Origin of the sequence: Pantoea septica (genome assembly GCF_002095575.1) — a bacterium.
GTDB classification, from domain to species: Bacteria; Pseudomonadota; Gammaproteobacteria; order Enterobacterales; family Enterobacteriaceae; genus Pantoea; species Pantoea septica.
Genome location: NZ_MLJJ01000012.1, coordinates 58,563 through 81,410, shown reverse-complemented (window position 1 = coordinate 81,410; position 22,848 = coordinate 58,563). Strand labels below are relative to the sequence as shown.

Annotated in this window: 20 protein-coding genes, 2 tRNA genes and 1 other RNA gene; 15 read left to right on the top strand and 8 right to left on the bottom strand. The window is 56.0% G+C overall.

Translation table 11 applies throughout. From position 1 onward, the window contains the following. Positions 1-157 precede the first annotated feature (157 nt). The 3 genes from HA46_RS08785 (at position 158) to HA46_RS08775 (ending at position 3,110) form a co-directional block, all read left to right on the top strand. Positions 158-709, top strand: coding sequence for an NAD(P)H nitroreductase (locus tag HA46_RS08785; protein WP_084883709.1), 552 nt, complete (start codon positions 158-160; stop codon positions 707-709). A 176-nt stretch (positions 710-885) separates the two neighbouring features. Then, a complete protein-coding gene (locus HA46_RS08780) occupies positions 886-2,805 on the top strand; it encodes a DNA topoisomerase III (protein ID WP_033791181.1) in 1,920 nt (639 codons plus the stop codon). Next, complete coding sequence (locus tag HA46_RS08775; RefSeq protein ID WP_084883706.1) at positions 2,805-3,110, top strand: YnjH family protein; 306 nt, start codon at positions 2,805-2,807, stop codon at positions 3,108-3,110. Before HA46_RS08780 ends, HA46_RS08775 begins: the two co-directional genes overlap by 1 nt. A 29-nt stretch (positions 3,111-3,139) precedes the next feature. On the opposite strand, the gene xthA is transcribed toward HA46_RS08775, so the two are convergent. From xthA to HA46_RS08745, 6 genes are all read right to left on the bottom strand, one after another. Further along, positions 3,140-3,946, bottom strand: a complete 807-nt coding sequence (gene xthA, locus HA46_RS08770; RefSeq protein ID WP_084883703.1) for an exodeoxyribonuclease III — start codon at positions 3,944-3,946, stop codon at positions 3,140-3,142. A 130-nt stretch (positions 3,947-4,076) separates the two neighbouring features. Next, positions 4,077-4,204, bottom strand: a non-coding RNA gene (locus HA46_RS08765) — RtT sRNA. Between the two features lie 40 nt (positions 4,205-4,244). After that, positions 4,245-4,329: transfer RNA gene (locus HA46_RS08760), tRNA-Tyr, on the bottom strand. 45 nt (positions 4,330-4,374) lie between these two features. Then, positions 4,375-4,459 (bottom strand) — tRNA-Tyr (locus HA46_RS08755). Between the two features lie 145 nt (positions 4,460-4,604). Then, positions 4,605-5,453 (bottom strand): formyltetrahydrofolate deformylase, encoded by an 849-nt coding sequence (purU, locus tag HA46_RS08750; RefSeq protein WP_033791175.1) that lies wholly within the window; start codon positions 5,451-5,453, stop codon positions 4,605-4,607. A 54-nt stretch (positions 5,454-5,507) separates the two neighbouring features. After that, positions 5,508-5,963, bottom strand: coding sequence for a YchJ family protein (locus tag HA46_RS08745; RefSeq protein ID WP_084883701.1), 456 nt, complete (start codon positions 5,961-5,963; stop codon positions 5,508-5,510). Between the two features lie 93 nt (positions 5,964-6,056). On the opposite strand from HA46_RS08745, the gene rssA reads away from it, so the two are divergent. The 5 genes from rssA to HA46_RS08720 all read left to right on the top strand — a co-directional run bounded on the left by rssA (position 6,057) and on the right by HA46_RS08720 (position 11,565). Beyond that, entirely contained in the window at positions 6,057-6,962 is a 906-nt protein-coding gene (gene rssA / locus HA46_RS08740; RefSeq protein WP_033791170.1) for a patatin-like phospholipase RssA, read from the top strand. 99 nt (positions 6,963-7,061) lie between these two features. Further along, on the top strand, positions 7,062-8,078 hold the full coding sequence (rssB, locus tag HA46_RS08735; protein WP_033746709.1) for a two-component system response regulator RssB: 1,017 nt from the start codon (positions 7,062-7,064) through the stop codon (positions 8,076-8,078). A gap of 193 nt (positions 8,079-8,271) precedes the next feature. Further along, complete coding sequence (galU, locus tag HA46_RS08730; RefSeq protein ID WP_033746712.1) at positions 8,272-9,180, top strand: UTP--glucose-1-phosphate uridylyltransferase GalU; 909 nt, start codon at positions 8,272-8,274, stop codon at positions 9,178-9,180. A 22-nt stretch (positions 9,181-9,202) separates the two neighbouring features. Further along, on the top strand, positions 9,203-10,543 hold the full coding sequence (locus HA46_RS08725) for a UDP-glucose dehydrogenase family protein (RefSeq protein ID WP_033791168.1): 1,341 nt from the start codon (positions 9,203-9,205) through the stop codon (positions 10,541-10,543). Between the two features lie 14 nt (positions 10,544-10,557). Then, complete coding sequence (locus tag HA46_RS08720; RefSeq protein WP_084883700.1) at positions 10,558-11,565, top strand: NAD-dependent epimerase; 1,008 nt, start codon at positions 10,558-10,560, stop codon at positions 11,563-11,565. A gap of 85 nt (positions 11,566-11,650) precedes the next feature. On the opposite strand, the gene hns is transcribed toward HA46_RS08720, so the two are convergent. Next, positions 11,651-12,058 carry a histone-like nucleoid-structuring protein H-NS gene (gene hns / locus HA46_RS08715; protein ID WP_033746720.1) on the bottom strand — a complete coding sequence of 136 codons (408 nt, stop codon included), beginning with the start codon at positions 12,056-12,058 and terminating at the stop codon, positions 11,651-11,653. Between the two features lie 428 nt (positions 12,059-12,486). Here hns and tdk point away from each other — a divergent pair, with 428 nt between their 5' ends. Next, entirely contained in the window at positions 12,487-13,104 is a 618-nt protein-coding gene (gene tdk, locus HA46_RS08710) for a thymidine kinase (RefSeq protein ID WP_084883697.1), read from the top strand. A gap of 62 nt (positions 13,105-13,166) precedes the next feature. On the opposite strand, the gene adhE is transcribed toward tdk, so the two are convergent. Further along, on the bottom strand, positions 13,167-15,854 hold the full coding sequence (adhE, locus tag HA46_RS08705) for a bifunctional acetaldehyde-CoA/alcohol dehydrogenase (RefSeq protein ID WP_084883694.1): 2,688 nt from the start codon (positions 15,852-15,854) through the stop codon (positions 13,167-13,169). Positions 15,855-16,046: 192 nt separating this feature from the next. Here adhE and HA46_RS20805 point away from each other — a divergent pair, with 192 nt between their 5' ends. The 6 genes from HA46_RS20805 to oppC all read left to right on the top strand — a co-directional run bounded on the left by HA46_RS20805 (position 16,047) and on the right by oppC (position 22,840). Beyond that, on the top strand, positions 16,047-16,226 hold the full coding sequence (locus HA46_RS20805; RefSeq protein ID WP_143807614.1) for a hypothetical protein: 180 nt from the start codon (positions 16,047-16,049) through the stop codon (positions 16,224-16,226). A 56-nt stretch (positions 16,227-16,282) separates the two neighbouring features. After that, positions 16,283-16,930, top strand: a complete 648-nt coding sequence (locus tag HA46_RS08700) for a YchE family NAAT transporter (RefSeq protein WP_033747940.1) — start codon at positions 16,283-16,285, stop codon at positions 16,928-16,930. A 568-nt stretch (positions 16,931-17,498) separates the two neighbouring features. Next, positions 17,499-19,115 carry an ABC transporter substrate-binding protein gene (locus HA46_RS08695; RefSeq protein WP_033790376.1) on the top strand — a complete coding sequence of 539 codons (1,617 nt, stop codon included), beginning with the start codon at positions 17,499-17,501 and terminating at the stop codon, positions 19,113-19,115. Between the two features lie 150 nt (positions 19,116-19,265). Further along, positions 19,266-20,903, top strand: a complete 1,638-nt coding sequence (gene oppA, locus HA46_RS08690) for an oligopeptide ABC transporter substrate-binding protein OppA (protein WP_033790374.1) — start codon at positions 19,266-19,268, stop codon at positions 20,901-20,903. 93 nt (positions 20,904-20,996) lie between these two features. Next, on the top strand, positions 20,997-21,917 hold the full coding sequence (gene oppB, locus HA46_RS08685; RefSeq protein ID WP_033790372.1) for an oligopeptide ABC transporter permease OppB: 921 nt from the start codon (positions 20,997-20,999) through the stop codon (positions 21,915-21,917). Between the two features lie 14 nt (positions 21,918-21,931). Next, a complete protein-coding gene (oppC, locus tag HA46_RS08680) occupies positions 21,932-22,840 on the top strand; it encodes an oligopeptide ABC transporter permease OppC (RefSeq protein ID WP_033790370.1) in 909 nt (302 codons plus the stop codon). The last annotated feature ends 8 nt before the right edge of the window (positions 22,841-22,848 follow it).

Sequence of the window (22,848 nt, the reverse complement as noted above, 5' to 3'; positions counted from 1 at the left end):
CGCTAGCGGAAAGCGGTCGCCGCGCGGCTCCGCCTTCCATGACGCCCTCATCCTAAAGAGCGGCGCGGAAAATGTCAGCAGGAAATCGCGGCGGACTGTTACAAAAGATCAGGCTGTGCCAGGATTAGCCAACGCGTTATGACATCAGGAGAAAATCATGGATGCACTTGAATTACTGATTAATCGTCGCTCGGCCTCGCGGCTGACCGAACCGGCGCCCGCCGGCGAAAGCCTGCAGAACATTATCCGCGCCGGAATGCGCGCGCCGGATCATAAGTCGCTGCAGCCGTGGCGTTTTGTTATCGTCGAGAATGAAGGGCGCGATCGGCTGAGCGCGCTGCTAGAAGATGCGGCGCGCGAGGCGCAGCTGGAGGAGAAGGCGATCGATAAAGCGGCGCGCTCGCCGTTCCGCGCGCCGATGATCATTACCGTTATCGCCCACTGCGAAGATCATCCCAAAGTGCCGCGCTGGGAGCAGGTGGTATCGGCAGGCTGCGCGGTAATGGCGATGCAGATGGCGGCGGCAGCGCAGGGCTTCAACGGCATCTGGCGCAGCGGTCCCTGGACCGACAACGCGCGCGTGCGCAGCGCCTTCAACTGCCGCGAACAGGACGCTATCGTCGGTTTCCTCTATCTCGGCACGCCGCAGCTAAAATCGAGCACCACCGTGGTTCATCCCGACACCGCGCCTTTCGTCAGCTATTTCTAGCCGACGCCGACTCTCTTTCCGTGCAGCGTAGCGGGTTGCGCGGATCCTGCGCGACCGATCCCGAAGTGACCCGCCAGAGCTTACCTCCTTATCAGGAAACGTCTAAGATAGCGCTGCGTCTCTGTCGCGTTAGCCGAATGGCCCTCATACCCTGAAGTAAAGGATCTTGCTGACTCATGCGTTTGTTTATTGCGGAAAAACCGAGCCTCGGCCGCGCGATTGCCGATGTGTTGCCCCAGCCCCATCGTCGCGGAGAGGGCTTTATCGCCTGCGGCGACGATCAGGTCGTCACCTGGTGCGTCGGGCACCTGCTGGAGCAGGCGCAGCCGGACAGTTACGACAGCCGCTACGCGCGCTGGTCGCTGGCCGACCTGCCGATCATCCCGCAAAAATGGCAGCTGCAGCCGCGTCCCTCGGTGGCGAAGCAGCTTAAAGTCATTGAGAAGCTGCTGAAGCAGGCCAGCGAAGTGGTGCATGCGGGCGACCCCGATCGCGAAGGTCAGCTGCTGGTGGACGAAGTGCTCGACTATCTGCAACTGCCGGCGGAAAAACGCAGCCGGGTACAGCGCTGCCTGATCAACGATCTGAACCCGCAGGCGGTGCAGCGGGCGGTCAGCCGACTGCGCGAAAACCGCGAATTTATTCCGCTTTGCGTTTCGGCGCTGGCGCGCGCGCGCGCCGACTGGCTTTACGGTATCAATATGACGCGCGCCTGGACGCTGCTGGGGCGCAACGCGGGCTATGACGGCGTGCTGTCGGTGGGCCGCGTGCAGACGCCGGTGCTGGGTCTGGTGGTGCGCCGCGACGAAGAGATCGAAAACTTCGTTCCTAAAGATTATTTCGAAGTCAAAGCCCATATCGTCACGCCGGACCAGCAGCGCTTCGTCGCCAGCTGGGTGCCCAGCGACGCCTGCGAACCCTGGCAGGATGAAGAGGGGCGGCTGCTGCATCGCGCGCTGGCGGATCACGTGGTCGCCCGCATCGCGGGCCAGCCTGCGTTGGTCACCAGCTACAACGATAAGCGCGAAGGCGAGGGCGCGCCGCTGCCGTTCTCGCTCTCCAGCCTGCAGATTGAAGCGGCAAAGCGCTACGGGCTAAGCGCGCAGACGGTGCTGGACACCTGCCAGAAGCTCTACGAAACCCATAAGCTGATCACCTATCCGCGTTCCGACTGCCGCTATCTGCCGGAAGAGCACTTTACTGGCCGTCATGCAGTGCTGAAGGCGATTCAGACGCATGCGGGCGCCATGACGCCGCCGGACGACTTCAACGCCGATCGCCGCAACCGCTGCTGGGATGACAAAAAAGTGGACGCGCACCACGCCATCATCCCTACCGCGCGCGCCAGCGCGGTGCGGCTGACGGAGAACGAGCAGAACGTTTACGCCTTGATTGCCCGTCAGTATCTGATGCAGTTCTGTCCCGACGCCATTTTCCGCAAATGCGTTATCGAGCTGGATATCGCGGGCGGCAAATTCGTCGCCAAAGCGCGTTTTCTTGCCGAAGCGGGCTGGCGCGCGCTGCTGGGCAGCAAAGAGCGCGACGAGGAAAACGACGGGACGCCGCTGCCGGTGGTGGCGAAGAATGACGAACTGCTGTGCGAGCGGGGCGAGGTGCTGGCGAAGCAGACGCAGCCGCCGCGTCCGTTCACCGATGCGACGCTGCTCTCCGCCATGACGGGTATCGCCCGTTTTGTGCAGGATAAAGAATTAAAGAAAGTGCTGCGCGCGACCGATGGTTTAGGAACGGAGGCTACGCGCGCCGGGATTATCGAACTGCTGTTCCGCCGCGCGTTTCTGGTGAAAAACGGACGCTATATCAACGCGACGCCTGCGGGGCGAGCGTTGATCCACTCGCTGCCGGAACTGGCGGCGCGGCCCGATATGACGGCGCAGTGGGAGTCGACCCTGACGCGCATAAGCGAAAAGGCGTGCCGCTATGAGGAATTTATGCAGCCGCTGGTCGGCACGCTGACCGAGCTGATCCATCAGGCGCGCCAGCAGCCCAGCGCGATGGCCTTTCGCGGACTGCCCGCTTCAGGGCAGAAGAAACGTCCTAAACGAACGGCGAAACGAAAAGTGAAGGAGAGCGAATAATGCGTTATAGCGCAGGTTTATGCTTTATCGTGGCGCTGGTGAGCGGCTCGGCCGTCGCCAGCCCCTCGCACGGGCATCAGCAGGAGTACAGCGCGGGCGGCAATGCGGATGTGGTGGTCGATATGCCGCCTGAAGTCTGGACGCAAAATCAGAGCAGCGCGCCCAGCTGTCAGCAGTGCTGTATTTTCGAGAATCGCAACTACAGCGAGGGCGCGGTGGTGAAATCGGAGGGGGTGCTGCTGCAGTGCGCCCGAGACGAAAAGGTGCTCGGCACCAATCCGCTGATCTGGAAAATCGTGAAATAAACGGCGTGGCACTCGGCCACGCCGTCGTATCAGAACGCGAAAGTTGACCAGACCGGCGCGTGGTCAGAGGGTTTTTCCATGCTGCGAATGTCGTAGTCGATTCCTGTCTCCACGCAGCGGACGGCCAGCGGCTGGCTGGCCAGCAGCAGATCGATGCGCAGCCCACGATTGTCGTCGAACCCCTTTGAGCGGTAGTCGAACCAGGAGAAACGGTCGCTCACCTCGGGATTTTTTTCGCGGAAGGTATCCACCAGTCCCCACTTCAGCAGGCGATCCATCCATTCGCGCTCTTCCGGCAGGAAAGAGCACTTTCCGGTGCGTAACCAGCGTTTGCGGCTCTCTTCACCGATGCCGATATCGAGATCGGTGCTGCTGATATTCATGTCGCCCATAATCAGCACGGGCTTATCCGCCAGCAGGCTCTGCTCAAGCCAGGTTTGCAGATCGCGATAGAACTTCTCTTTCGCCGGGAATTTGGTCGGATGGTCGCGGCTCTCGCCCTGCGGGAAGTAGCCGTTGATAACGGTGATATCGCCTATCGGACTCGGGATCTCCGCCATAATCAGGCGGCGCTGCGCCTCTTCATCGTCGCCGGGAAAGCCGCGACGTACCGAAACGGGCTGCACTTTGGTCATCAGCGCCACGCCATAGTGGCCTTTCTGGCCGTGATAAAAGACGTTGTAGCCGAGTTTCGCCACCTCTTCGAGCGGAAACATATCGTCATGGACTTTGGTTTCCTGCAGGCCGATAACGTCAGGCTGATGTTGTTCGACGAGCGCTTCAAGCTGATGGGGGCGGGCACGCAACCCGTTGATGTTGAATGAAACAAATTTCATGGCGTAGACCAGTGTGCTGAGAATGTTGCGCCGGATGGTAGCGATTTTTCAGCAAAAAGTCATGGAGATGCGTGCGGTGCCTGTCGGGAAAATCAGGAGAATGTATTTAATACGGGAGAGAGTGTAAGGATGGTGGTGGGAGAAGGATTATTCGGCGCCTTGCGCCTCACCCTACGGGCCGCGCCTTGCGCGTTGTCTCGCTGCGCTCGACCCGAACCTTCGGTCGAAGCTTCTCATCCTTCTCCCCGAATTATCGGGAAAATCAGGAGAATGTATTTAATACGGGAGAGTGTAAGGATGGTGGTGGGAGAAGGATTCGAACCTTCGAAGTCTGTGACGGCAGATTTACAGTCTGCTCCCTTTGGCCGCTCGGGAATCCCACCTGGGAAATGCTAATAATGACCGCTAAGGCGAAGAAACGATTCAGATGGTGGTGGGAGAAGGATTCGAACCTTCGAAGTCTGTGACGGCAGATTTACAGTCTGCTCCCTTTGGCCGCTCGGGAATCCCACCACTGGCCTGAATCATTGTGCCTTAAAGCGGGGCGCATCATACCAAATGCGGTCAGCGTGTAAAGCGCCCAACTGAAAAATGTGAACCGTTTGCCCACTTTTTGCCCGTGGCGCTGAATTCACAAACGATTCAGCGCCCGATGCGCTTAAAGAATAATCGTGCGGTTGCCGTAAACAAATACGCGCTGCCCCAGCACTTTATAGAGCGCGCGGCTTAACACGTTCTTCTCCACGTCGCGTCCCGCGCGCATCATCTCTTCGGCCGTATAGCTGTGATCGACGTTAATCACGTCCTGCATGATGATCGGACCCTCATCCAGGTTATCGTTCACGTAGTGCGCCGTGGCGCCAATGATCTTCACGCCGCGCTCGTAGGCCTGATGATAAGGACGCGCGCCGATAAACGCCGGCAGGAACGAGTGATGGATATTGATGATCTGGTTCGGATAGCGCTGCACAAAGGCTGGCGTCAGCACGCGCATATATTTCGCCAGCACCACGTAATCGGGCTGGTAACGGTCGATCTCGTCTGCCATCAGGTTGTCGTGCTCTTCGCGCGACAGCCCTTCATGACTGACCAGTACGAAAGGAATATCGAAACGCTCAACCAGCGAACGCAGAGTGTCATGGTTGCCGATAACCGCGGCAATCTCCATATCCAGCCCGCCGAACGCGCTCTTCATCAGCAGATCGCCCAGGCAGTGCGCCTCTTTCGTGACCAGCACCACCACGCGACGGCGGCCAGCGCTGTTCAGCTCGCGCGTCGATCCGGTCGGCAGCGCGCTGTCTAAATCCGCCAGCAGCGTGTTATCGTTGAAAATGCCTTCGAGTTCGGTGCGCATAAAAAAGCGGCCGGTGCGATGATCAACGAATTCATTGTTTTGCACGATATTCAGCTCGTGCTTGTAGCAAATATTGGTGATTTTAGCGATCAGACCTTTCGCGTCAGGGCAAATGGTACGTAAAACTTTTCGTTGCATAGTTTGCGCTTGCATCTCGATCAGAGTCCTGTCAAAGCGATTGGGTAAAACCGTTGGGCCGTATGCTGTTCAGCCGCAACATTTCTTGTATTTTTTATCGGAGCCACAAGGACAGCGATCGTTGCGCCCTACGGTGGGCGCCGTTCCGTCGACATAGTACCAGCGATGATCCTCGCGAAGAAAGCGAGAACGCTCGTGGATTGTGCTTATCTGCGAATTTTCGCGGTAACGCGCAAAAAAAGTGACGAAAGCTTCATTATCATGGCTTCCATGATTACAACAGGTTACATTCAGGCTTAGCCACTCGGTACCGGCAAAACTTTCGGATAATCGCTGCGCCATATCGGGCAGACGTTTGTCGGGATGCCAGCTGGCGACCAGCCAGTCGCTGTTTTGCCTGGCGTAGGCGGTATAGCGCGAGCGCATTAACTGTTCAGCCGATTCAGGCAGCCGTTCGCCCGTCAGAAAGGGCGCGCAACATAAGCTATACTGCTTCCCGCTGCAGCAAGGGCAGGGTTCGGACACAATAACTCCTGTGAGCGATAAATTAAGATGACGCCATATGGTAGCCGACCTGGCGCAGTGAAGCTATGCACAGTCGATGGCGACAGAGGGTAAATGAGAAAGGTTAAAATCGGACTGGCGTTAGGGTCAGGCGCAGCCAAAGGATGGGCGCATATCGGTGTTATCAATGCCCTGACGCGAGCGGGCGTCGAAATCGACGTGGTGGCAGGCTGCTCCGTCGGCGCGCTGGTCGGCGCGGCTTATGTCAACGACCGCCTGCCGCAGATGGAGAAGTGGGTCAGCGCCTTTCGCTACTGGGATGTTATTCGTCTGATGGACCTTTCCTGGCAGCGCGGCGGTTTGCTGCGCGGCGAGCGCGTCTTCAACCATGTGCGTCAGCTGATTACTCAACATCGCCTCGAGAGCTGCGGCAAGCCGTTCGGCGTGGTGGCGACCAACCTCAGCACCGGCCGAGAATTATGGCTTACCGAGGGCGATCTGCATCAGGCTGTGCGCGCATCCTGTAGTATGCCAGGCTTATTGCCGCCGGTCGGCTACAATGGTTACTGGCTGGTGGACGGCGCGGTGGTGAATCCCGTACCCGTTTCGCTTACGCGCGCCCTTGGTGCGGATATCGTTATCGCTGTCGATCTTCAGCATGACGCGCATCTGATGCAGCAGGATCTCCTGTCTGTCACGCCGCAGAACAGCGACGAAGCGGTTTCGGCCGCGGCCCTGAGTTGGGCTAAAAAAATACGTCAGCGGCTGGTGGGATTGACCCATCGCCGCACCACGCAAACGCCGGGTGCGATGGAGATTATGTCGACATCCATCCAGGTGCTGGAAAATCGCCTGAAGCGCAACCGTATGGCAGGCGATCCTCCCGATGTGCTGATTCAGCCGTTTTGTCCGCAGATTTCGACGCTGGACTTTCACCGCGCAGAAGAGGCTATCGAGGCAGGCAGGGCCGCCGTTGAGAAAAAAATGGATGAACTATTACCGCTGGTGCGAAGCAGATAATCAGGTTGTTCATTCACAGGTGTTACTTCGGCTAATTCTGAAAGGCGCAACTGCGTTTTATGAACCACTATTGATTGATCTGGTACGCAGGGGGAAAGAATGGAGAAACCACTAATCGGCAAAAAGATACTCATTGTCGAAGATGAGGTCGTTTTCCGTTCTCTGGTAAACAACTTCTTGCTGGCGCTCGGCGCCAGTACGTTTGAAGCCGGCGACGGCATTGATGGCATTGGCTATCTGCAGCAGCACGATGTGGATCTGGTGATCTGCGATCTGGAAATGCCGCGTATGAACGGCATTCAGTTTGTCGAGCATATCCGCACGCGCGGCAACAGCGTGCCGATTCTGATTATCTCGGCGACTGAAAATATGGCGGATATCGCCCATGTTTTGCGCCTCGGCGTGCAGGACGTGCTGCTTAAGCCGCTGAAAAATTTCGAGCGCTTCCGCGAAGCGGTCTATGAATGTCTCTATCCTTCGATGTTCACCTCCAAGGTGGAAGAGGACGAGCAGCTGTTTCAGGACTGGGACGCGCTGGTGCGCGATCCGGCCGCCGCCGCGAAGCTGCTTAAACAGCTTCAGCCGCCGGTTCAGCAGACGGTGGCCAATTGCCGCGTCAACTATCGACAGCTCACCATGGCCGAACAGCCGGGGCTGGTGCTGGATATCGCGGCGCTCTCCGACAACGATCTCGCTTTTTACTGTCTTGACGTCACGCGCGCTGGCGATAACGGCGTGCTGGCCGCGCTGCTGCTGCGCGCGTTGTTCAACGGTCTGCTGCAGGAGCAGCTTTCCGGCCAAAAACAGCGGCTGCCGGAGTTAAACGGTTTGCTGCGTCAGGTCAATCTGCTGTTGCGTCAGGCCAATCTGAGCGGACAGTTTCCGCTGCTGGTCGGCTATTACCACCGCACCTTTCAAAACCTGATTCTGGTTTCTGCTGGATTAAACGCCACGCTTCATGTTCACGCCCACCAAATTCAACTCAGTAACGGCGTTCCCCTTGGCACTATGGGAAGCACGCATCTTAACCAAATCAGCCAGCGGGCTGACAGCTGGCAATGCCACGTCTGGGGCGCTGGAGGCAGGATCCGCCTGATGTTATCGGCTGATGAATAGGCGAAAAAATTTAATTTCGCCGGGGTCTGAAGACAGGTCCATAGGTTAGCTTTACACTTGGGTAATAGTCTTAAATTCTGCGGATTGACTCCTTCCAGGATAAATCCGTTCGATGGTAACTGATATACTCATTCCCGAATTTCAACCGACATATCAAGTATTAACTTGAACGGCCTATAAGAGAGGTATCTTGATGTCTGCCTATAAGTCCAAAGTAAAAAAAGCGGTAATCCCTGTAGCAGGTTTGGGCACCCGTATGCTCCCTGCGACAAAAGCGATTCCGAAAGAGATGTTACCGCTGGTCGATAAGCCGTTAATTCAGTATGTCGTTAACGAGTGCATCGCAGCAGGAATTAACGAAATTGTGCTGGTTACGCACTCTTCTAAAAACTCCATTGAAAACCACTTCGATACCAGTTTTGAGCTGGAAGCGATGCTGGAAAAACGCGTTAAGCGTCAGCTGCTGGACGAAATCCAGTCAATCTGTCCGCCGCACGTGACCATCATGCAGGTGCGTCAGGGCATCGCGAAAGGCCTGGGCCACGCCGTTATGTGTGCGCACCCGCTGATTGGCGACGAGCCGGTTGCGGTGATCCTGCCCGACGTGATTATCGACGAGTACGAATCCAACCCGACTAAAGATAACCTGGCGGAAATGCTGAGCCGTTTCGACGAGTCAGGCCGCAGCCAGATTATGGTTGAGCCGGTCGCGGACGTGACCGCTTACGGCGTTGTTGACTGCCAGGGTGCCGAGCTGCAGCCGGGCGACAGCGCGCCGATGGTTGGCGTAGTTGAGAAGCCTAAAGCCACCGAAGCGCCTTCTAACCTTGCGGTCGTTGGCCGTTACGTTCTCTCTGCGGACATCTGGCCTCTGCTGGCGAAAACCCCTCCGGGTGCAGGCGGCGAAGTACAGCTGACCGACTCTATCGCCATGCTGATGGAGAAAGAGACAGTAGAAGCTTACCACCTGAAAGGCGTAAGCCATGACTGCGGTAACAAGCTTGGTTATATGCAGGCATTCGTTGAGTACGGTGTTCGCCATCCAGTGCTGGGCAAAGATTTTTCTCAGTGGCTCGATAGCGCAGTTGGCAATAAAAAGTAATTCATAAACACAGGATAACTCAATGAAAGTCACTGTATTTGGTATCGGCTATGTCGGTCTGGTTCAGGCTGCGGTGTTGGCCGAAGTCGGACATGACGTTCTCTGCATTGATGTCGACGCGAAAAAAGTCGAAAACCTGAAAAAAGGCATCATCCCCATTTTTGAACCCGGCCTTACGCCGCTGGTTATGTCGAACTATGAGGCGGGTCGCCTTAAGTTCAGCACTGATGCGGAAGAGGGCGTCAATCACGGCGTAATGCAGTTTATCGCCGTGGGTACGCCGCCAGATGAGGACGGTTCGGCTGACCTTAAATATGTGACCGCCGTTGCTCGTACCATTGCGCAGCACATGAAGGATCACAAGGTTGTGCTGGATAAATCCACCGTTCCCGTCGGAACAGCGGATAAAGTGCGTCGCGTGATGGAAGAGACCCTGCGCGATCGCGGCGTCAGCCTGACGTTTGACGTGGTATCCAACCCGGAGTTTCTCAAGGAAGGCGCAGCCGTCAACGACTGCATGCGTCCTGAGCGCATCGTGGTGGGTACGGATAATGAGGAAGTCGAAGAGCTGTTGCGCGAACTCTATGAGCCGTTCAACCGCAATCACGACCGAATGATTGTTATGGATATCCGCAGCGCGGAGCTGACCAAGTACGCGGCGAACTGCATGCTGGCGACCAAAATCAGCTTCATGAATGAGATCTCCAACCTTGCCGAACGTCTGGGTGCGGACGTCGAGAAAGTGCGTCAGGGCATCGGTTCTGATTCACGTATCGGCTACCACTTCATCTACCCAGGCTGCGGCTACGGCGGTTCCTGCTTCCCGAAAGACGTACAGGCGCTGATCCGCACGGCTGAGTCGATCGGCTATAAGCCGCGTCTGCTGCAGGCGGTGGAAGATGTCAACGATAGCCAGAAAACCAAGCTGCCCACTTTTATCAAACGCCACTTCGGCGACGATCTGAGCGGTAAAACCTTTGCTGTCTGGGGTCTGTCGTTCAAGCCGAACACCGACGATATGCGTGAAGCCTCCAGCCGCGTGCTGATGGAATCGCTGTGGGAAGCCGGCGCAAGCGTTCAGGCGTTCGATCCGGAAGCGATGGACGAAGCGCAGCGCATCTATGGTCACCGCAGCGATCTTAAGCTGATGGGCACCAAAGAAGCGGCGCTGCAGGGCGCGGATGGCCTGGTCATCTGTACCGAATGGCAGAACTTCCGTGCGCCGGACTTTGACGTAATTAAAAATTCCCTTAAAGAACCCGTGATTTTTGATGGTCGCAACCTGTATGATCCAGAGCGTATCAGCAAACGCGGTTTCGTTTATTATGCAATCGGCCGCGGAGCGTCTATTCAAATTGCGTAATTAACGAGGGAAGTATGAACATTCTGGTCACCGGCGCCGCAGGCTTTATTGGATTTCACGTCACTCAACGCTTGCTGGCCGCCGGTCACCAGATTGTCGGCATCGATAATCTCAATGACTATTATGATGTCGGCCTGAAACAATCTCGTCTTGATTTAATCGCACAGCACCCCAGCTTCAGGTTTATTAAAATGGAGCTGGCGGATCGCGCCGCCATTGCCTCGTTATTCGAACAACACGCCTTTCAACGCGTCATTCATCTGGGCGCGCAAGCGGGCGTACGCTATTCTATCGATAATCCTCACGCCTATGCCGACGCCAACCTGATTGGGCATTTAAATATTCTTGAAGGATGCCGTCATCATAAAATCGAGCATCTGCTCTACGCCTCCTCCAGTTCTGTTTATGGCCTGAATCGTAAAATGCCATTTTCGACGGACGACAGCGTCGATCATCCGGTTTCGCTTTACGCAGCGACGAAAAAAGCCAATGAGCTCATGTCGCATACCTATTCGCATCTTTATAACCTGCCAACGACCGGCCTGCGTTTTTTCACCGTATATGGTCCATGGGGCCGTCCGGATATGGCGCTGTTTAAATTCACCCGCGCCATGATCGCCGGTGACGCAATCGACGTCTATAACCGCGGCGAAATGAAGCGCGACTTTACCTATATCGACGATATTGCCGAAGCTATTGTGCGCCTGCATGATGTTATTCCACAGCGCGATGAAAGCTGGACGGTGGAAACGGGCTCGCCTGCCACCAGTTCTGCACCGTACCGCGTATATAACATCGGAAACAGTCAGCCGACCAGTCTGATTAAATATATTGAGGCGATTGAAAAAGCGTTGGGCGTAACGGCGAAGAAAAATTTGCTGCCGATGCAGCCTGGCGACGTGCTGGAAACCAGCGCAGATACCGAGGCGTTATATCAGGCGATTGGCTTTAAGCCGCAGACCAGCGTGGAAGAGGGCGTAGCGCGCTTTGTCAGCTGGTATCGTGAATTTTACAACGTCTGATAAAAAAGGAAGCCTGCGCTTCCTTTCCCTGATGAATCCGGGGTCACCTAACCAGTGACCCAAATGATTGAAGCACTATCAGTTATTACAGCAGAAAGCTGTCCAGCTGTTTACCTTCTTCTTCGATCGCTTTTTTGATTACAGCAGGCGTACGGCCCTGACCGGTCCAGGTGCGGGTTTCGCCGTTTTCATCGACATACTGATATTTAGCGGGACGCGCAGCGCGTTTAGTTTTACCTGGCGCTTTAGTTTCAGCAATTGTGCTTAACAGCTCATTGGGATCGATTCCATCCGCCAACAGCATTTCTCTGTATTGCTCAAGTTTACGCGTGCGCTCTTCACTTTCTGCTTTAGCATGCGTCTCTTCTTCGCGGCGCTCATTAACCACGACTTCGAGTTTTTCCAGCATTTCTTCCAGCGTTTCCAGTGAACACTCTCGAGCCTGCGCGCGTAATGTACGGATATTATTAAGGATTTTTAGTGCTTCGCTCATTGTCCTGATCTCTGAATATATTAATGAAGAGGTGTTCTGCCCGCTAATAATAGTGGCGGCAAAAAATTACTGCAATAGTAAAATAAGTGGAACGGTAAAGAATGAAAATTAAATTTTCCATCGGGGTTTAATCAAATGAAACGATAAGACAGTTGATATTCGCGCCCTGGCACGTTATGAAAAATCTGAAACTTTAAAGTGAGCAGCACTTTCAGAGTGGCGTAAGGTCAGTACCGGTAGGGCAGAGTGCCGCTTTACAATAAAGTTCAGGTACAAATCATTAAAAAAAACAGCAAAGACGAAGCGTGTTTTTTCTCTTGCTGGCGAAGTTGTAAACAGTCTGCACGAAATAATCGCCGCCATAATTTGCGTTTATCTGTGATAGAATTCCGCCCATTCTGTTTGCAATGCTTTGAGAAACCACGCTAATGGCTCAGCTCTATTTTTATTATTCCGCAATGAATGCAGGGAAATCCACCGCGTTATTACAGTCGTCTTACAATTATCAGGAACGCGGCATGAGAACCCTGGTCTATACCGCTGAGATCGACGATCGCTTCGGTGCAGGCAAGGTCAGCTCCCGTATTGGTCTTTCTTCGCCGGCGGCGCTGTTTAACGCGCAAACGCAGCTGGATAGGGAGATCGCGACAGAACATGCGCGCCAGCCGGTGCACTGCGTGCTGGTAGACGAATGCCAGTTTTTGACGCGCGATCAGGTCAAGGCGCTCTCCGACGTCGTGGACAATATGGATATCCCGGTGCTCTGCTACGGACTGCGCACCGACTTTCGCGGCGAGCTCTTTGGCGGCAGCCAGTATTTGCTTGCCTGGGCCGACAAGCTGGTTGAACTGAAAACCGTCTGTCACTGCGGTCGCAAGGCGGGTATGGTACTGCGGCTCGACGCCGAAGGCCGTCCTTACAGCGAGGGAGAGCAGGTGGTAATCGGCGGCAACGAGCGTTATATCTCGGTATGCCGCAAGCATTACAAGCAGGCGATTGAGCAGGGATCGCTGGACGCCATTTACGGCCGGCAAGAACCCGCCTGACGCCGATTCCCGACAGCCATAAAAAAACCCGCCGAAGCGGGTTTTTTCTTACTGGCCGGTTATCAGGCTTTTTTCGCCTTCTTCTCGGCTTTCTCCAGTTTCACCGGCTGTGCGGCCTGCGCCTGCGCCACGTCGGCGAAGGGTTCGGCGTATTCGCGGCCGTAGAAGGTATCCATCATAATCTGTTTCAGCTCGGCAATCAGCGGATAGCGCGGGTTAGCGCCGGTGCACTGATCGTCGAAGGCGTCTTCGGCCAGCTTGTCGACTTTTGCCAGGAAGTCCGCTTCCTGCACGCCGGCTTCTCGGATAGAGGTTGGAATGCCCAGTTGGGTTTTCATCTCATCCAGCCACGCCAGCAGCTTCTCGATTTTCTGCGCGGTGCGGTCGCCAGGCGCCGACAGACCTAAATGATCTGCGATTTCCGCGTAGCGGCGGCGCGCCTGCGGACGGTCGTACTGGCTGAACGCCGTCTGTTTCGTCGGGTTATCGTTAGCGTTATAGCGGATAACGTTGCAAATCAGCAGGGCGTTGGCCAGACCGTGCGGGATATGGAACTCGGAACCCAGCTTGTGCGCCATAGAGTGGCAGACGCCAAGGAAGGCGTTCGCGAAAGCGATACCGGCGATAGTGGCGGCGTTATGCACGCGTTCACGCGCAACCGGGTTTTTCGCTCCTTCCTGATAGCTGGCCGGCAGGTTCTCTTTCAGCAGTTTCAGCGCCTGCAGCGCCTGGCCGTCGGAGTATTCGTTAGCCAGCACCGAGACATAGGCTTCCAGCGCGTGCGTTACCGCATCCAGGCCGCCGAAGGCGCAGAGCGAACGCGGCATATCCATCACCAGGTTGGCGTCGACAATCGCCATGTCCGGGGTCAGGGCGTAGTCCGCCAGCGGATATTTCTGACCGGTGGCGTCATCCGTCACTACGGCAAACGGCGTCACTTCCGAACCGGTGCCTGAGGTAGTGGTGATGGCGATCATGCGCGCTTTCACGCCCATTTTCGGGAATTTATAGATACGTTTGCGGATATCCATAAAGCGCAGCGCCAGCTCTTCGAAGTGCGTTTCAGGATGTTCGTACATCACCCACATGATTTTCGCGGCATCCATCGGAGAGCCGCCGCCCAGCGCGATAATCACGTCAGGTTTAAAGCTGTTCATCTGCTCGGCGCCTTTACGCACGATGCTCAGCGTCGGGTCAGCCTCAACTTCAAAGAAGACTTCGGTTTCGATGCCGTGCGATTTCAGCACGCGCGTCACCTGATCGGCGTAGCCGTTGTTGAACAGGAAGCGGTCGGTGACGATAAAGGCGCGTTTCGCACCGTCGGCGGCCACCTCTTCCAGCGCAATCGGCAGCGAGCCGCGGCGGAAGTAGATGGATTTCGGAAGTTTATGCCACAACATGTTTTCTGCTCGCTTAGCCACGGTTTTCTTGTTGATAAGGTGTTTCGGTCCCACGTTTTCGGAAATGGAGTTACCGCCCCATGAGCCGCAGCCCAGCGTCAGAGAAGGCGCCAGCTTGAAGTTGTAGAGGTCGCCGATACCGCCCTGAGAAGCGGGGGTATTGATCAGAATACGCGCGGTTTTCATGCGGTCGCCGAAGAAGTTCACGCGCGCTTTCTGGTTGTCCTGGTCGGTATAGAGGCAGGAGGTGTGGCCGATGCCGCCCATCGCCACCAGTTTCTCCGCTTTCGCCACGGCGTCTTCGAAATCGCTGGCGCGGTACATCGCCAGCGTCGGCGAGAGTTTTTCATGGGCAAAGGGTTCGGACTCGTCCACCAGCTTCACTTCGCCAATCAAAATCTTGGTGCTGCTCGGCACGCTGATACCGGCCATTTCGGCAATTTTGTACGCCGGCTGGCCGACGATGGCCGCGTTAAGCGCGCCGTTTTTCAAAATGACGTTCTGAACCGCTTTCAGCTCCTCGCCCTGCAGCAGATAGCCACCGTGGCTGGCGAAGCGCTCGCGCACCGCATCATAAACCGAGTCAACCACGATAACCGACTGCTCGGAGGCGCAGATAACGCCGTTATCGAAGGTTTTGGACATCAGGATAGAGGCGACGGCGCGTTTGATATCGGCCGTTTCGTCAATCACCACCGGCGTATTGCCCGCGCCGACGCCGATCGCCGGTTTACCGGAGCTGTAAGCGGCTTTCACCATGCCGGGACCGCCGGTCGCCAGAATAAGGTTGATGTCAGGATGGTGCATCAGCTGATTAGAGAGTTCGACAGACGGCGCGTCGATCCAGCCGATGATATCTTTTGGCGCGCCGGCGGCGATGGCAGCCTGCAGCACGATATCCGCCGCTTTGTTGGTGGCTTCTTTGGCGCGCGGATGCGGTGAAAAGATAATGCCGTTACGCGTTTTCAGGCTGATCAGCGCTTTGAAAATCGCCGTTGAGGTCGGGTTAGTGGTGGGAACGATACCGCAAATCAGGCCGATAGGCTCAGCGATGGTGATGGTGCCGAACGTATCGTCGGTATCCAGCACGCCGCAGGTTTTTTCGTCTTTATAAGCGTTGTAGATATATTCTGAGGCAAAGTGGTTTTTGATAACTTTATCTTCGACGATACCCATGCCGGATTCGGCGACCGCCATTTTGGCGAGAGGGATGCGGGCGTCAGCAGCGGCGAGGGCGGCAGCGCGGAAGATGGCGTCAACCTGTTCTTGAGTGAAGTTGGCGTATTCACGCTGTGCTTGTTTTACGCGTTCTACCAGTGCGTTAAGTTCAGCGACATTAGTAACGGCCATGGTGCTCTCCTGAAGGAAGTTAAACTCTGTTAGTAAACCTGCCTGGAGTCCTGATTATAGCCATGCTGCGCTAATATTTTGGCCTAAGCCAAAAAGCCAGAATTTTCGTTGGCTTACTGAAAGAGTTTTCGCACGGGTCAAACAATTTTGCTAAAAACTTTCGATGGGAAAAGATTACCTGGAATGGGGTAGATGAATATTGATTCAGATCAATTTAAGCCCAAGCTGACACCTTTCAGCAGCCATTTTTGCCAAAGATTGAGAGGCCGTCGTGCGCCGACCGGTTTTATTTCTGCTTTGCGCCGCCCTGGCGCGACAGGCTCTCTGTTTTGCCCTGAAGCAGCAGAATTTTCTGTTTTGTTGACTGGTTAACGCGGCAGTTTTTGCGTAAATTAAGCGCGATTTCTTTTCCCTCATCGGAGCGAACCGTGAACCCTGCGTTGCTTGATCTTTCGGGCTATATCAAATTCTTTGTTGGCCTGTTCGCGCTGGTGAATCCAGTCGGCATTATTCCCGTTTTTATCAGCATGACCAGCTATCAGGCGGCGGCTGAGCGTAATAAAACCAATATGACCGCGAACCTGGCGGTCGCCATTATTCTCTGGACCTCGCTGTTTCTCGGCGACGCCATCCTGCATATTTTCGGCATCTCCATCGACTCCTTCCGCATCGCGGGCGGCATTCTGGTGGTCACCATCGCCATGTCTATGATCAGCGGCAAGCTGGGCGAAGATAAACAGAATAAGCAGGAGAAATCGGAAACCGCCATTCGCGAGAGTATCGGCGTGGTGCCGCTCGCGCTGCCGCTGATGGCCGGACCTGGCGCTATCAGCTCGACCATAGTCTGGAGCACGCGCTACCACAGCTGGCAAAACCTGTTGGGCTTTAGCGTGGCGATTGCGCTCTTTGCCTTTTGCTGCTGGCTGCTGTTCCGCGCCGCGCCGCTGATGGTGCGCGTGCTCGGTCAGACCGGCATTAACGTGATTACGCGTATTATGGGCCTGCTGCTGATGGCGCTCGGTATTGAGTTCGTGGTTACCGGCATCAAAGCGTTATTTCCCGGGCTGGTGAATTAAGGCAGCTTAATTTCCAGCGCAAACGCTGTTATGTCTCTTAATGGTGCAATTGCACGTTTTATTGCACCATTATAATGCAATTATTCCTGCGGCTTAATCTGCTGCAAAAATTATTAAGCAAATTACTTGCCCGCCTGTCGCGCCAGACGCGATATCTTCCCGCTGTGACTATTTTCACATCATAAAATGTCAGCGCTCGCTGAAATGGCATCATAAACTGGCATGAAAGCTGCAATTACCTGCTTTTTGTTTTCACAATGAAGAAAAAGGCAGAAGGGTTGCGCATTCCCGCGCGATCAGGAAAGCGAAAGCGCGAGTTGACGCGGAAAAACCGCTAATCTGCTGTATAAACAGGGTGATAAGCATTATTTCCGCGAAAAAATTAACGCTATCCTCCTGCATGCAGACGTGATAAAAGAGAATCAGGTAACATTTTTGTTATTTTTACTTTGTCGGCAGAGCAGGCGTTCTGCTAATTTTCGGCGCAATAGTTTTTCATTTGGTCTCAAAGTAAGAACGCTTCTTGCTTATGAGCTAAAGGGCTTATGAAGAAGGGTTAACTTTTTTGATGAAATGGAAGATTACGCCGCTGTCACTCAGCTTAATGATACTCTCCGGCGCCGCGCACGCCGCGACTGTTCCCCCGGGTACCGAACTCGCCGCCACGCAAAATATCGTGATCAATAACGGCACAGAGGTTTCTTCGCTCGATCCGCAAAAGACGGAGGGCGTGCCGGAATCGCGCATTATCTCCAACCTGCTGGAAGGGCTGGTGACCACCGACAACACCGGCGCTATCGTGCCGGGCGTGGCGCAGTCGTGGCAAAACGAGGGCGGAAAAGTCTGGACCTTCACCCTGCGCGACAACGCGAAATGGAGCAACGGCGCGCCGGTTACCGCGCACGATTTCGTTTACAGCTGGCGGCGTCTCGCCGATCCCAAAACCGCCTCGCCTTATGCCAGCTATCTGCAGGCGGCGCACCTCCGCAATATCGACGAGATCATGGCGGGAAAAGCTCCGCCTGACAGCCTCGGCGTCAGGGCGCTGGACGATCGTCATTTGCAGGTCACCCTGAGCGAACCCGTGCCCTATTTTATCTCTATGCTGGCAAATACCGCGTTGTCGCCGGTCAACGCGGCGACGGTAGAGAAGTGGGGCGATGCCTGGACGCGTCCCGAGCACTATGTTGGCAACGGCGCCTATCTGCTGAACGAGTGGGTGATCAACGAGAAGCTGGTGCTGAAGCGCAATCCCGGCTACTGGGATAACGCCCGCACGGTAATCGAGCAGGGCACCTTTCTGCCGATCGAGTCGGACCATAACGACGTCAACCGCTATCGCAGCGGCAACACCGATATGACCAACAGCGTGGTGCCGCCCGAACTGTTCCGCAAGCTGCAGGGCGAACTGGGCGATCAGGTGAAAGTCAGCCCGCTGCTTTGCACCTTCTACTACGAGATCAACAATAAAAAACCGCCGTTTAACGACGCGCGCGTCCGTACCGCCATCAAGCTGACGCTGGATCGCGATATCATCACGCAGAAAATTATGGGGCAGGGCCAGATTCCGGCTTATAGCCTGACACCGCCTGCGACGGCGGGCGTCACGCTGACGCCGCCGGCCTGGTTCACCTGGAGCCAGGCGGAACGCAACGCGGCCGCTAAAAAACTGCTGGCCGAGGCGGGCTATAACGCCCAGCGTCCGCTGCGCTTTACGCTGCTCTACAACACCTCCGATCAAAACAAAAAGCAGGCGATCGCCGCCGCCTCGATGTGGCAAAAGAACCTCGGCGCGCAGGTCAGCCTGCAGAATCAGGAGTGGAAAACCCTGCTGGAGACGCGCCATCAGGCGCAGTATGACGTGGTGCGCGCCACCTGGTGCGCCGACTACAACGAGCCCTCTACCTTTCTGAATATGCTGATCGGCAACGCCTCAATCAACACGGCGTTTTACCACAGCGAAAACTATGACCGTCTGCTGGCGCAAACCCTATCCGCCAGCAGCGAAGCGGCGCGCGCCGCGCTCTACCAGCAGGCTGAAGCACAGCTCGACAACGACTCGGCGATTGTGCCAGTTTATTACCGCGTCAGCGTGCGGCTGGTGAAACCCTGGACAGGCGGTTTTACCGGCAAAGACCCGCTCGATATGACCGATTTGAAATATTACTTCATTAAAAAGCACTGAGGCTGACCCGGCAACATAAGCCGGGAAGCCCGCGCGGTGCTGAAGCCTTTCGGGGCAAACAACTATCCTCAGCCAAAATGAGGAACCCGCTAACGGGGGACGCCGAGACGGCTTGCCGTGTCGGTGAAGATAAAAAACTGGAGTGTAATAATGAACCACATCACGAAAAAAAGTCTGATTGCTGCAGGCGTTCTGGCAGCAATGGGCGCACTGGCAGGGAATGCACTGGCAGCAAAGGTTCCGGCAGGCGTTGAACTGGCGGCGAAACAGGAGCTGGTGCGCGGCAACGGCGATGAAGTGCAGTCGCTGGATCCGCACAAAATCGAAGGCGTGCCGGAAGACAACGTGGCGCGCGATCTCTATGAGGGACTGCTGGTTAGCGATAGCGATGGCCATCCGATCCCGGGCGTGGCGGAAAAATGGGAAAACAAAGACTTCAAAGTCTGGACCTTCCACCTGCGTAACAATGCCAAATGGTCAAACGGTGAGCCGGTGACCGCGCAGGACTTCGTCTACAGCTGGCAGCGTCTGGCCGATCCGAAAACCGCATCCCCTTACGCCAGCTACCTGCAGTATGGCCACATTGAGAACGTCGATGATGTTATCGCCGGGAAAAAACCAACCTCGGACCTGGGCGTGAAAGCGCTGGATGACCATACCTTGCAGGTCACGCTGAGCGAGCCGGTGCCCTATTTTTACAAGCTGCTGATTAACGCCGTTATGTCGCCGGTCTACAAGCCTGCGATTGAAAAATTTGGCGACCAGTGGACGCAGCCGCAGAACTGGGTCGGCAACGGTGCCTTTAAGCTGGAAGCGCACGTGATCAACGAGCGCATCACCCTGGTGCGTAATCCACAGTACTGGGACAACGAACACACGGTACTGAACAAGGTGACCTATCTGCCGATTAACTCGGAAGTCAGCGACGTTAACCGCTACTTCTCGGAAAACGGCAGCGACATGACCTATAACAACATGCCGATCGAGCTGTTCAAAAAGCTGCAGCGCGAAAATCCTAAAGAGCTGCATGTCGATCCCTATCTCTGCACCTACTACTACGAAATCAACAACCAGAAAGCGCCGTTTACCGATCCGCGCGTGCGCGCCGCCCTTAAGCTCGGTCTGGACCGCGACATTATCGTCAACAAAGTGCTGGCGCAGGGCCAGCTGCCGGCCTATAGCTATACGCCACCGGCTACGGACGGTATGGATATTCTGCCGCCGGACTGGTTCAAGTGGTCGCAGGACAAGCGTAACGAAGAGGCGAAAAAACTGCTGGCCGAAGCGGGCTACACCGCTGACAAGCCGCTGACTTTCAACCTGCTGTACAACACCTCCGATCTGCACAAGAAGCTGGCTATTGCCGCATCTTCTATCTGGAAGAAAAACATCGGCGTAAACATCAAGCTGGAAAACCAGGAGTGGAAAACCTTCCTCGACACGCGTCATCAGGGCAACTTTGACGTCGCGCGCGCCGCCTGGTGTGCGGACTACAATGAGCCGACCTCCTTCCTGAACACCATGCTTTCTGACAGCAGCAACAACACCTCTCACTATAAGAGCGCCGAGTTCGACAAAGTGATCCACGATGCGATCAAGGCGGCAGACGACAAGGCGCGGGCGGCGGATTATGCCAAAGCTGAGCAAATCATGGATAAGGACAGCACTATCGTGCCGGTTTACTACTACGTAAACGCGCGTCTGGTGAAACCTTACGTCGGCGGTTATACCGGCAAAGATCCGCTGGATAAAACGCTTAGCAAGAACTTCTACATCATCAAACACTAATAGCAAACAGGCTATCGGCAAGGGCGGCGCGCTGTGCGCCGCCTTTATGTACTTTGTACGCTTTGTGAAGCAATAAGCCTGGTAGGTACGGCAATGTTAAAATTTATCCTGCGTCGACTGCTCGAAGCGATCCCCACGCTCTTCGTGCTGATCACTATCTCATTCTTTATGATGCGCCTCGCGCCCGGCAGTCCTTTTACCGGCGAGCGCACGCTGGCGCCGGAAGTGATGGCGAACATCGAAGCGAAGTACCACCTGAACGATCCCATCGGCAAACAGTATCTGGATTACCTGATCCAGCTGGCGCACGGCGACTTCGGCCCTTCGTTTAAATATAAAGACTATACGGTTAACTATCTGGTCGGCCATGCGTTCCCGGTCTCGGCCAGGCTGGGCCTGGCGGCCTTCGTGCTGGCGGTGATCCTCGGGGTGACGGCGGGCGTCATCGCGGCGCTCAGGCAAAACAGCCTGTGGGATTATGCGGTGATGGGGGTCGCCATGACCGGCGTGGTGATACCCAGCTTCGTGGTGGCGCCGCTGCTGGTGCTGCTTTTCGCCATCACCCTGAAATGGCTGCCCGGCGGCGGCTGGAACGGCGGGCAGCTGCGCTATATGGTGCTGCCGATGGTGGCGCTGTCGCTGGCCTATATCGCCAGTATCGCGCGTATTACCCGCGGCTCGATGATTGAGGTGATGCACTCTAACTTCATCCGCACCGCGCGCGCCAAGGGACTGCCGCTGCGCCGCATCGTGCTGCGCCATGCGCTTAAGCCCGCGCTGCTGCCGGTGCTCTCCTATCTCGGCCCGGCGTTTGTCGGCATCATCACCGGCTCAATGGTCATCGAGTCGATTTACGGCCTGCCCGGCATCGGCCAGCTGTTCGTTAACGGCGCGCTGAACCGTGACTATTCGCTGGTGATGAGCCTGACCATACTGGTCGGCGTACTGACCATTATTTTTAACGCGATCGTCGACGTGCTCTACGCCGTGATCGATCCGAAAATCCGTTACTAACGCTGGAGCTCGCAATGATGTTGAGTAAGAAAAACAGCGAAGCTCTCGACGCCTTCAGCGAAAAGCTCGAGGTAGAAGGGCGCAGCCTGTGGCAGGATGCGCGTCGCCGTTTTATTCATAACCGTGCGGCGCTGATTAGCCTGCTGGTGCTGGTGCTGATTACGCTATTTGTTATTTTCGCCCCGATGTTCGCGCAGTTTAACTATGACGACACCGACTGGGGCATGATGTCCGCCGCGCCGGACACCACGTCCGGCCACTGGTTCGGCACCGACTCCTCCGGGCGCGATCTGCTGGTGCGCGTCGCCATTGGCGGGCGCATCTCGCTGATGGTAGGCGTCGCGTCGGCGCTGATCGCGGTCATTGTCGGCACCCTTTACGGCTCTATCGCCGGCTATCTCGGCGGCAAAACCGACTCGGTGATGATGCGTATTCTGGAGATCCTGAACTCCTTCCCGTTTATGTTCTTCGTGATCCTGCTGGTGACCTTTTTCGGCCGCAATATCCTGCTGATTTTCGCCGCTATCGGCATGGTTTCCTGGCTCGACATGGCGCGTATCGTGCGCGGCCAGACGCTGGGGCTGAAGCGTAAAGAGTTTATCGAAGCGGCCCACGTCGGCGGCGTCTCTACCACCAGCATTGTACTGCGCCATATCGTGCCGAACGTGCTGGGCGTGGTGGTGGTTTACGCCTCGCTGCTGGTGCCGAGCATGATCCTGTTCGAATCCTTCCTGAGCTTTCTCGGCCTCGGCACGCAAGAGCCGCTGAGTAGCTGGGGGGCGCTGCTGAGCGACGGCGCCAACTCGATGGAGGTGTCGCCGTGGCTGCTGCTGTTCCCGGCCGGTTTTCTGGTGGTGACGCTATTCTGTTTCAACTTTATCGGCGATGGCTTGCGTGACGCCCTCGACCCGAAAGATCGCTAAGGAGTTTC